At 57.3% G+C, this 651-nt stretch carries 1 protein-coding gene; it reads right to left on the bottom strand.

Annotated features, from left to right (window positions below; genetic code table 11):
• Positions 1-76: 76 nt before the first annotated feature.
• Positions 77-651 (bottom strand): hypothetical protein (locus ACW5E8_RS14800; protein WP_456966306.1); only part of this gene is annotated, 575 nt, incomplete at its 5' end.

Raw genomic sequence — 651 nt, 5'->3', positions numbered from 1 at the left:
CCGTGGGTGAGCGAGATGCTTGAGCCCGCCTGGACCTTGCCACCGACAGTGCGGGAAACAAGGCCTAACGCCTGAGTTAAGCCGCGCCGCGAAGCGGTGTCGGCTTGAATGAATTGTTAGAGGTCACCCCCAAGTACACTGGGCGCTCGAGTGCAGCCGCATAGTCCTCGTGGCGGATGAACGGCCAGATATCTATCTCTCCCTGCTGCTTGAACCACTTTACATAGAAGCGGTTGGCGATTCCTAGAGTGAACAGATTGGCGAGTCCGAGAGCAAAGAAGCGAGCGCCACGGAGCTCCGGCCACTCATATGGCAAGTCTGTTTTCAGGAACAGCACCCAACGAGCGACATGGGATTTGTCTTTGCGGGAGATTGCGTGCTTGCCCCGAAGCCGATGCTCTTCCAAGTCCGAGTACAGGTGCCAGGCTCCTTCTTGATAGATCGCCGTTATGGCTGGATCGGCGGTGTCCAGAGCGGGGAGCCGCACATCCTCAAACTCGTCGTTGGTGATGGTGCCGGCAACCAAAGCTCGAATCGCCTGCGCAAATCTATCGCGTGCCTCACGGTCAATCATAGTGACCTCTAACGCCTGAGTTAAGCCGAACCGCGTAGTGGAGCCAAAGGCATGGCAAGCTTTTCCTGCCATGCCTT

The organism is Luteimonas sp. A649, assembly GCF_054072735.1.
Note: the sequence above shows the minus strand (reverse complement) of the source record. Positions and strands in the feature narration are given on the sequence as shown.